9 protein-coding genes are annotated in these 9,950 nt (G+C 41.5%); all 9 read left to right on the top strand.

The annotated features are described in order from the left end of the window. Positions 1-143: 143 nt before the first annotated feature. The 9 genes from mfd to J2S07_RS19915 all read left to right on the top strand — a co-directional run bounded on the left by mfd (position 144) and on the right by J2S07_RS19915 (position 9,949). The gene (gene mfd, locus J2S07_RS19955) at positions 144-3,644 is read left to right on the top strand and encodes a transcription-repair coupling factor (RefSeq protein WP_370872906.1); all 3,501 of its coding nucleotides are present in this window, start codon (positions 144-146) and stop codon (positions 3,642-3,644) included. A 270-nt stretch (positions 3,645-3,914) separates the two neighbouring features. Then, positions 3,915-4,451: a stage V sporulation protein T gene (gene spoVT, locus J2S07_RS19950; RefSeq protein WP_307152163.1), complete on the top strand. Its 537-nt coding sequence runs from the start codon at positions 3,915-3,917 to the stop codon at positions 4,449-4,451. Between the two features lie 112 nt (positions 4,452-4,563). Next, positions 4,564-6,174 (top strand): putative polysaccharide biosynthesis protein, encoded by a 1,611-nt coding sequence (locus J2S07_RS19945; RefSeq protein ID WP_307152166.1) that lies wholly within the window; start codon positions 4,564-4,566, stop codon positions 6,172-6,174. A gap of 4 nt (positions 6,175-6,178) precedes the next feature. After that, entirely contained in the window at positions 6,179-7,639 is a 1,461-nt protein-coding gene (gene yabN, locus J2S07_RS19940; protein ID WP_307152162.1) for a bifunctional methyltransferase/pyrophosphohydrolase YabN, read from the top strand. Between the two features lie 21 nt (positions 7,640-7,660). Continuing rightward, positions 7,661-7,945 carry an RNA-binding S4 domain-containing protein gene (locus J2S07_RS19935; RefSeq protein WP_307152161.1) on the top strand — a complete coding sequence of 95 codons (285 nt, stop codon included), beginning with the start codon at positions 7,661-7,663 and terminating at the stop codon, positions 7,943-7,945. A gap of 73 nt (positions 7,946-8,018) precedes the next feature. Next, a complete protein-coding gene (gene yabP / locus J2S07_RS19930) occupies positions 8,019-8,321 on the top strand; it encodes a sporulation protein YabP (RefSeq protein WP_307152160.1) in 303 nt (100 codons plus the stop codon). Further along, the gene (gene yabQ, locus J2S07_RS19925; RefSeq protein ID WP_307152159.1) at positions 8,318-8,947 is read left to right on the top strand and encodes a spore cortex biosynthesis protein YabQ; all 630 of its coding nucleotides are present in this window, start codon (positions 8,318-8,320) and stop codon (positions 8,945-8,947) included. The genes yabP and yabQ overlap by 4 nt, the downstream gene beginning before the upstream one ends. A gap of 16 nt (positions 8,948-8,963) precedes the next feature. Continuing rightward, a complete protein-coding gene (locus tag J2S07_RS19920; protein WP_307152158.1) occupies positions 8,964-9,356 on the top strand; it encodes an FtsB family cell division protein in 393 nt (130 codons plus the stop codon). Between the two features lie 140 nt (positions 9,357-9,496). Further along, on the top strand, positions 9,497-9,949 hold the full coding sequence (locus J2S07_RS19915; RefSeq protein ID WP_307152157.1) for a S1 domain-containing RNA-binding protein: 453 nt from the start codon (positions 9,497-9,499) through the stop codon (positions 9,947-9,949). Position 9,950: the final 1 nt, after the last annotated feature.

Here is a 9,950-nt window from a genome sequence, read left to right as displayed (position 1 = left end):
ACTATCTGAACTACCATCTATGAAGTTATCAAAGAGCAATAAACGAACTGGAAATTACCTCGAAAGAGGATTCTAAACTTACTATACGAGGGAGGAGGAGTCTTGTGTTCGGTCTAAAACAGCTTTTTACAGGTCATGATGATATGCGTTCAGTTATAGCAGGGATTAATGGGGGCTTAAAGGAGCAACTGGTGGCAGGTTTGTCTGGATCTGCTCGTACCGTCTTTTTGGCATCCATCTATAGCGAAACAAGACAACCCCTATTCATTGTTACTTATAATCTTTTGCAGGCCCAAAAGCTCTATGATGATCTGATTCAGCTTGTGGATGAGAACGAGGTATTTCTATATCCAGCAAATGAATTAATTGCAGCAGAAATGAGTGTAGCAAGTCCTGAGCTTAAAGCACAGCGTATTGATGTCCTGAACCATTGGAGCAGAAAGAAAAACGGGATTTTGATTGTGCCTGTCTCAGGTTTGAGGAAAATCATTCCGCCGAAAAGTCTATGGGAGAAGCTACAAATTACTTTAAAAGTCGGGGAAGAAATAGAAGTAGATCAACTGCTTTTAAAATTAGTTGACATGGGATATGCTCGTTCAGAAATGGTCACATCCCCGGGTGAATTTAGTGTAAGAGGAGGAATTATCGACATTTATCCTCTTACAGAATCAGATCCGATTCGAATAGAGCTATTTGATACTGAAATTGAATCGATTCGCTCCTTTTCCCTTGAGGATCAGCGTTCTCGAGAGAAGATGAATGAAATACAATTTGGCCCTGCGACGGAAATGCCCTTATTAGACGAGCATCATATGATGGTTGCTTCGAAGCTTGAGGCAGGCTTAGCTGATAGTCTAAAAAAACTTAAAGACGAAAAGGCAAAAGCCTTATTAATGCAAAATATTAGCTATGAAATGGAGCAGCTCCAAAATAATCAGAAACCAGAGGAAATATTCAAATATCTATCATTTGCCTACCAAGACTCTAATAGTCTAGTGAACTATTTGCCCAATGAAGCTCTAATTTTCGTAGATGAAATTAGTAGGGTTCAGGAAATGAATGATTCCTTAGAAAAGGAAGAAGCGGAATGGTATACCAATCTTTTAAGTGAAGGGAAAATCATTCATAACGTCCAAGTTTCACATCAATTGCAAAAATTGGTGCAAAGATCGGCTCATAATATCATTTATTTGTCTTTGTTTTTGCGACATGTTCCGAATACAAATCCGCAAAACATTATTAATATCACCTGTAAGCAGATGCAAAATTTCCATGGACAAATGCATGTGTTAAAGAGTGAAATTGAACGTCTCAAAAAAGGGAATAACGCCATCCTCTTTCTCGGTGCAGACAGCAAGCGGGTCAACAAACTTGAGAGTGTTCTAGAGGATTATGGAATTGAATCGACCATTGTTCAGAAGGATCAGCCATTACTACCAGGCAAGGTTCAAATTATGGAGGGCAATCTGCAAACCGGATTTGAGCTTCCTATTCAAAAAATAGCTGTCATCACAGAGGAAGATCTATTTAATAAGAGGCCGAAGAAATCCCGCCAGCGTCAAAAGCTAACGAATGCGGAGCGGATTAAGAGCTACTCTGAGCTTAAGGTTGGAGATTATGTTGTTCACATTAACCACGGGATTGGAAAGTACTTGGGAATCGAAACCCTTGAAATCAACGGGATTCATAAGGATTATCTTCATATCCGCTATCAGGGTAGTGATAAGCTCTATGTCCCAGTCGAGCAAATTGACCTTGTTCAGAAATATGTAGCATCAGAAGGTAAAGAACCGAAGATATACAAGCTAGGCGGAAATGATTGGAAAAAGGTTAAGAAGAAGGTGGAATCCTCTGTTCAGGATATTGCAGAGGACTTAATCAAGCTCTATGCAGAGCGTGAAGCGACAAAAGGATATGCTTTCTCTCCTGATGGGGAAATGCAAAGAGAATTTGAGGCAACATTCCCTTATCAAGAAACCGAGGATCAGCTTCGCTCCATTCAAGAAATTAAGAAGGATATGGAAAAAGAGCGTCCGATGGATCGTTTGCTTTGTGGAGATGTAGGGTATGGGAAGACAGAGGTCGCAATTCGAGCGGCTTTCAAAGCAATCGCAGATGGAAAGCAGGTCGCCTTCCTTGTGCCAACAACCATTCTTGCACAGCAGCACTATGATACGATGAGGGAAAGATTTCAGGATTATCCCATTAATATTGGCTTACTGAGTCGCTTCAGAACGAAAAAGCAACAGACAGAAACGATGACAGGTCTGAAAAATGGATCGGTTGACATCGTAGTTGGAACCCATCGTTTGCTTTCAAAGGACATTGTCTACCGTGACCTAGGACTTTTAATCATCGATGAAGAACAACGATTCGGTGTTACTCATAAGGAAAAAATCAAGCAGCTTAAAACGAATGTCGACGTGCTGACTTTAACGGCCACTCCGATACCTAGAACCTTGCATATGTCAATGCTTGGTGTGAGGGATCTTTCTGTTATTGAAACACCTCCTGAGAACAGATTTCCGGTACAAACCTATGTGATGGAATATAATGGGGGATTGGTACGGGAAGCGATTGAACGGGAGCTGGCCAGAAATGGTCAGGTGTATTTCCTTTATAACAGAGTGGAGGACATAGAGCGGAAAGCAGAGGAAATCTCCATGCTTGTTCCAGATGCCCGAGTCACATATGCCCATGGAAGAATGACAGAAAATGAGCTTGAATCTGTCATGCTTGGGTTTTTGTCGGGTGAATTCGATGTTCTAGTTAGTACCACCATTATTGAGACAGGAGTAGACATTCCGAATGTGAACACATTGATTGTCTTTGATGCGGATCGAATGGGTCTGTCACAGCTGTATCAATTGCGAGGAAGGGTTGGGCGCTCGAACCGTGTTGCTTATGCCTACTTCACGTATAGAAAGGATAAGGTATTGACAGAGGTTGCCGAGAAACGACTTCAGGCGATAAAGGAGTTTACGGAATTAGGATCAGGCTTCAAGATTGCGATGCGTGACTTATCGATTCGAGGCGCTGGTAATATTCTTGGTGCCCAGCAGCATGGATTTATTGATTCGGTCGGATTTGATTTATATTCACAAATGCTCAAGGAAGCAATTGAAGAGCGGAAAGGAACACTAAAAAAAGAAGAAGCGAAGCAATCCGTTGAAATCGACCTAGAAATTGATGCCTACATCCCGGACAGCTATATTTCAGATGGCCATCAAAAGATTGAAATGTACAAACGCTTCCGAGGTGTATCTTCCATTGAAGATATTGAAGAGCTTCAGGAAGAGATGATGGATCGCTATGGAGAATATCCAGAAGAAGTTTCTTATCTATTCCAAATTGCCGAGATTAAGGTCCATGCCATGATGGTGGGAGTCGAAAAGATGAAGCAGTCTAAGAATGAAGTGACGATTCTTTTATCAGAAAAGGAAAGTACGCGGATCGATGGACAAAAGGTGTTTGAATTAAGTAATCAATATCGACGCATGGTTGGTTTAGGGATGGAAGGAAACCAGCTGAAAATTGTTCTCCATATTAAAGGAATTGAAGTTGCTCATTGGCTCCAAGCCGCTTTTACGATGATCCAGGGTCTCCAAGCTGCAAAAAGAGACGAGGAAAGAACCGTGTCTTAAAACGGTTAGTTCAGATATGCGAGCAACCAAATTTTTTCTCCGAAATAGGTATGATATGGTGTTTCAACCAGTAAAGACAAGGGTATTAGGTATAGAGGTGTGGGATATTTTCCCTTATAAAGAACAAATCACCACTTGGAGAAAAAATATTGAAAGCGTATAGAACTTTCCATATGAAAGATACTAAGTTCAAACATGGCAAAGATTTCACATGAAATGAAATCGATGTCAGTGCAAAAAAATCATCAGATGAAAGAGAGGCAACATTGGATGAAAGCAACTGGTATTGTTCGTCGAATCGATGATTTGGGTCGTGTCGTGATTCCGAAAGAAATCCGAAGAACTCTTCGCATTCGTGAAGGGGACCCCCTAGAGATTTTCGTTGACCGCGATGGAGAAGTGATCCTGAAGAAATATTCTCCAATTAGCGAATTAAGTGATTTTGCCAAAGAATATGCCGAAGCTCTTTTTGATAGTTTGGGGAATCCCGTCTTAATCTGTGATAGAGATGCCTATATTGCCGTTGCAGGTGGTTCAAAGAAGGACTATCTAAATAAAAATATAAGCGATTTAATGGAAAAGACAATGGAAGAGCGCAGTTCTGTACTCAAAACTGCCCAAGGTGAGATATCTCTAGTAGAGGGTGTTGGAGAAGCCGTTACTTCATACACGGTTGGTCCAATTATTGCTAACGGAGATCCAATCGGGGCAGTTATCATATTCTCTAAAGAGGGTTCATTAGGTGAAGTGGAGCAAAAGGCAGTTGAAACCGCCGCTGGATTTTTAGCTCGACAGATGGAATCATAAAAAAGGTAGCTCCCAGCTACCTTTTTTTATTGTTTTAGGGATACGGCCCCAGTCTTATGCTATAATACACTCGATTTTAACTTTTGTGAAAGGGGTTGGGCTTGTGCAGCCCATGAACCAGCCAAAGGAATTGGTTAGGGGAGCGCTCATTTTGACCGTGGCAGCTCTTTTGATCAAAATACTAAGCGCGATTTACCGAATACCCTTTCAAAATATTGTTGGGGATGTTGGTTTTTATATCTATCAGCAGGTGTATCCTATTTATGGGGTGGCCCTCGTAATGTCAACGACGGGGTATCCAGTTATTATATCGAAGCTATATGCGGAGCAAAAGAACCGCTCAGGACAGGCTGGGATCCAGCAATTAATGGTTGTATCTGCGGTTTATTTATTTTTATTGGGAATTGTCATGTTTCTTGCCCTTTTTCTTGGGGCCGAATGGGTTGCCCAGCGAATGAATGATCCCGATCTTTATCTCCTTATTCGAGTCATTGCCGTCGTGTTTCTAATTTTTCCATTCACTGCTCTTCTGAGGGGTTACTATCAAGGAACAGGCTATATGGTACCGACTGCCTTTTCGCAGGTGGGAGAACAGTTGGCAAGGGTTGGGACCATTTTAGTCACGGCATACGTTTTTGTGAATGCCAATTATAGCATGTATGAGGTAGGGGCAGGGGCTGTTTTTGGCTCGGTAACGGGTGGATTAGTTGGGTTGTTGATTCTGCTCACATTTGTTTGGTGGAAAAAGGAATTCCGAGCGGTTCAGATAAAAAATGTACATAGGTCACTACCATTAGGTGACGCCGCAAATATGATAAAAACCCTATTTATCCAAGGATTTGCCGTTTGTGTGAGCGGTATGCTTTTACTGTTATTACAGCTCGCTGATTCCTTGAATCTCTACTCCTTGCTCTTATCAACAGGCGTGGATGGAGAGGCTGCCAAAGGATTGAAGGGAATTTATGATCGTGGACAACCCCTTATCCAGCTTGGATCCGTTGTTGCCACATCCATGTCCCTGTCATTAGTACCGCTCATTGCTAGTGAAAAACGAAGAAATAGTCCTGCTGCCTTAATTGAAAAAATAGGTCTCGCTCTTCGTGTTAGTATGACAGTAGGTCTTGGGGCAACGGTAGGGCTCATGACGATTATCGAACCAACGAATATCATGCTTTTTGAAAACCGTGATGGATCCGAGGTTCTTGCGCTTTTGAGTGGTACGATCCTTCTCAGTTCGCTTATTATTACGTTAATTGCCATTCTTCAAGGTTTAGGCCACACCCTTTTTCCAGCGTTTGTTATATTGGTAGGGTTTGTAGCTAAGTACGGGTTCAATCTTTGGTTCGTGCCAGCGAATGGGGTCATGGGGGCGGCATCAGCATCCATCGGTGCATTGGCCATGATCATGATTGTGCTTTTCTTAAGGTTGTACTTCGTTCTTGGTAGACCAAGTGTATCCTGGAAATTCTTATTGAAGGTCACTTGCGGGGCGGTCACCATGTTTATCATTTTAAAAGGCTTTTTGGCGATCTCGAATGTTTTTTATTTGTTTGGCAATACAAGGCTCATGGCAACGATTCAAGCGTTGGGTGGAGTATTGCTTGGCGGTCTTTCCTATTTATTTGTTGTGATTAGAATGAGGGGATTCACTGTTCATGAATTAACCTTGCTGCCATTTGGAAGTAAATTGCTGTACCTAGTTCCTGGAAAAAGGAGGAGATGAAGGCTTGAATAAAATACTTGTTATGGGCTTAGGAGCGGGGGATTTAGAGCAGCTCCCTTTAGGAATTTATCGCTTGCTGAAGGAAGGGGAGCATATCTATCTACGAACGAAGGAACATCCCGTTATTTATGAATTAGGGAAAGAAGGGTTGGAATTTCAATCCTTTGATTCAATATATGAACAATTTGATTCCTTTGAAGAGGTTTATGAGGAGATCTGTGCCGAGCTTTTTAGATATGCTAAAAAGGATTCGATTGTCTATGCAGTTCCAGGACATCCCCTTGTTGCGGAAAGAACGGTTCAAATCTTGTTAGAAAGAGCGGCTGAACATGGGATTGAGGTAGAAATAGGTGGGGGACAAAGCTTTCTTGACCCACTCTTTCAGGCAGTTCAGATAGATCCAATTGAAGGCTTTCAACTTCTCGATGCTACTAGTCTTAGGAGAGACGAAATAGAGGTCAGGCAGCATATGATTATTGGACAGGTATACGACACCTTCATGGCATCGGAGGTCAAGCTTACCTTGATGGAATTGCTGCCAGATGAATATGAGGTCTATATTGTCACAGCGGCGGGGAGCAAGGAGGAAAGGGTTCAAAGGGTTCCTTTATTCGAGCTTGATCGAGAAGTATCGCTCAATAACCTAACCTCTGTCTATGTTCCACCTGTTTCGGATGAGGTTGTATTATATAAGCAATTTTCTAAGCTGCGTCAAATTATTGCGGAGCTTCGTGGACCAAATGGCTGTCCATGGGATAAGGAACAGACTCACCATTCACTGAAGAAGTATTTGCTTGAGGAGGCTTATGAGCTCATTGAAGCGATCCAGGAGGAAGACTATGACCACATGATCGAGGAGCTGGGGGATGTCTTACTTCAAGTCATGCTTCATGCGCAAATAGGGGAGGATGACGGTTATTTTTCCATTAATGATGTGATTGAATCCATCAGTGCTAAAATGGTTCGAAGACATCCTCATGTTTTTGGAGACAAAGAGGCTGACACCGCAGACGAGGTAGTCAAGAACTGGCAGGAAATTAAGAAGGAAGAAAAAGGGGAGGAAGTAGAAAAAACCCTTTTAGACAAAGTAGGGAAGCATCTTCCGAACACCTTAAGAGCGTTTGAGATCCAAAAGCAAGCGGCAAAGGTTGGCTTTGATTGGGAGAAGGTTGAGGAGGCTTGGGATAAGGTAAAGGAAGAAATGCAGGAATTTGAAGTGGAGGTTAGGGAGAACCACCCACATCAATCCGTAGAGGAATTTGGAGATATTCTCTTTGCCTTGATTAATGTGGCTCGTTTCCATCAAATTAATCCAGAGGAAGCGCTACTAGCGACCAATCAGAAATTCATTCGACGATTTTCCTATGTGGAGGATTGTGTGAACAGAAGCGGGAAGGACTTCAAGGATTTTAGTCTAATGGAATTGGACCATTTTTGGAATGAGGCAAAAAAGAAGGGACTATGAATAAGGGAGAGTGCGTGAAGGATGAGATTGGATAAATTCTTAAAGGTTTCGAGATTAATTAAAAGAAGAACATTGGCAAAGGAAGTGAGTGATCAAGGGAGAATCACGATCAATGGTCAGGTGGCAAAAGCTAGCTCGGTCGTGAAAGTAGGGGATGAGCTAGCCATTCGCTTTGGTCAAAAACGTGTCACCGTCAAAGTGGAGCGTCTACAAGAGACAACGAGAAAAGAGGAAGCTGCCAATATGTATACCGTCATTCGTGAGGACAGGATCGATAGCACAGAAGACAATATTAGCTCCAAATAGCTTGTTCTATTCCCTCTCTTTCCTTCATACACTTGTACAAAAGTGCATTTGGGAAAAGTGAGGGATATCTAGGATGAGCCAATACTACGATACAAATTCAGCAAAAGGAACCGCGCATGAGCATGATGTGGTCATGAGAGGGAGAAAGTTGCTCGATATTACCGGTGTGAAGCAGGTCGAAAGCTTTGATAATGAAGAGTTTTTGCTGGAAACTGTGATGGGCTTTTTAGCAATCAGAGGACAAAATCTGCAAATGAAAAACCTAGATGTCGACAAAGGCATTGTGTCGATAAAGGGAAAGGTCTTTGACCTTGTTTATTTAGATGATCAGCATGGGGAGAAGGCTAAGGGCTTCTTTAGCAAGTTGTTCCGATGACATTATCGACACAATTCATGACCATGCTGGCGATGGTGGGGATGGGGAGCTGCTTTGGGGCGGCTTTAGATACCTACAATCGCTTTCTAAAACGGACAAAGCGAAAAAGCTGGATCGTTTTTTGCAATGATGTCTTCTTTTGGCTGCTACAGGGCTTATCGATATTTTATGTTCTATTTTTAGTGAATAAAGGCGAATTGAGGTTCTACATTTTTATCGCCCTTCTTTGTGGGTTCGCCGCCTATCAGAGTCTCCTCAAGGGGGCGTATTTACGATTATTAGAGATTGTCATTTCCATGATAATCTCTATTTATCGGTTTTTTGTTAGAGTTTTTCAGATTCTTATTTATAAACCGATTTATTCACTTATCCTTTTCCTCATTTCTCTAACAATCATGCTCGGAAAAGGACTTTTAGCCCTTGCACAAGGGATTTATAAGGTACTATTATTCCTATTAAGAGTACTATTAAAGCCATTAGAGTGGATTGGAATGCTTATTTGGTATATTTTGCCGAAAGGGATTAAAAAAATCCTCGAGAAATTGTATAATAATGGTGCAGGACTTTTCTATAGAATCAAGAATACATTAATAAAGCGAATTTCCAATTGGAAAAAGAAGGAGTAAGGAAGGAGGGGCGTTAGTGAGTGCAATCAAGAATCGAAGCGTGACCAAAATACAGTCAAGCTATGTGAAGCAGCATGAACGCCATGGAATGTACGTTGCTAAGCGAAAGAAGTTAATTATTCGGAGATTAATGGTTTTCTTCTTATTTGCAGCGGCTACCTCCTATTTTATGATTTCGGCCCTGGTTTCGCAGGCTTCCTCTCTGGAGGAGATTAAGGAAGAGCAGAAGCAATTGAAGACAGAGCTTAAGGGTTTACAGAAAACGGAAACGATCCTCAAGGAAGAAATCGTCAAATTAAATGATGATGAATACATAGCCAAGCTAGCTAGAAAGGACTATTTCCTATCTGAGCAAGGTGAAATTATTTTTAACATTCCAAAGGAAAAAGAGGAAAAAACCGCCGAATAGAAAGGTTTATTGACACTCTTTTTTGCTTTTCTGTATAATATATAGTAGAGATCAATTTCATTTTTTTATTTTGCTGGTTGGATCGTAAGAAATTGACCCAAGGATCACTTTTTAAATTCTTAAGGAGGAAAATTTTTTTTATGTCAATCGAAGTAGGCAGCAAGTTACAAGGAAAAGTAACAGGCATTACTAATTTTGGGGCATTTGTAGAATTGTCAGAGGGCTCAACAGGTCTTGTTCATATTAGTGAGGTTGCAGACAATTATGTGAAGGACATCAACGATCATCTTAAAGTCGGTGATGAGGTACAGGTTAAGGTCATCAACGTTGAAAAGGATGGCAAGATTGGTCTTTCAATTAAGAAGGCTGTAGACAGACCTGAAAGAAGCACTCGACCAGAAAAAAGCTTTAGAGGTGGCGATTCGAGAGGACCAGGTCGTTCTCGTCAAGGAAAAACAAATGATAATCGTGCTACTAAAGAATCTTTTGAGTCAAAAATGGCTCGGTTTTTAAAGGATAGTGAAGACCGCTTATCTTCTCTAAAACGTAACACTGAATCAAAGCGTGGCGGAAGAGGCGCTAGAAGAGGCTAAC

Origin of the sequence: Anoxybacillus andreesenii, assembly GCF_030813005.1 — a bacterium.
Lineage (GTDB): Bacteria > Bacillota > Bacilli > Bacillales > Cytobacillaceae > Robertmurraya > Robertmurraya andreesenii.
This window is presented reverse-complemented; position numbering and strand designations above follow the sequence as displayed.

What these genes read in the sequence shown, in the direction of transcription:
- mfd (WP_370872906.1), top strand. Translation starts at nt 144, where the DNA reads ATGCGTTCAGTTATAGCAGGGATTAATGGGGGCTTAAAGGAGCAACTG.
- spoVT (WP_307152163.1), top strand. Translation starts at nt 3,915, where the DNA reads ATGAAAGCAACTGGTATTGTTCGTCGAATCGATGATTTGGGTCGTGTC.
- J2S07_RS19945 (WP_307152166.1), top strand. Translation starts at nt 4,564, where the DNA reads ATGAACCAGCCAAAGGAATTGGTTAGGGGAGCGCTCATTTTGACCGTG.
- J2S07_RS19935 (WP_307152161.1), top strand. Translation starts at nt 7,661, where the DNA reads ATGAGATTGGATAAATTCTTAAAGGTTTCGAGATTAATTAAAAGAAGA.
- yabP (WP_307152160.1), top strand. Translation starts at nt 8,019, where the DNA reads ATGAGCCAATACTACGATACAAATTCAGCAAAAGGAACCGCGCATGAG.
- yabQ (WP_307152159.1), top strand. Translation starts at nt 8,318, where the DNA reads ATGACATTATCGACACAATTCATGACCATGCTGGCGATGGTGGGGATG.
- J2S07_RS19915 (WP_307152157.1), top strand. Translation starts at nt 9,497, where the DNA reads ATGTCAATCGAAGTAGGCAGCAAGTTACAAGGAAAAGTAACAGGCATT.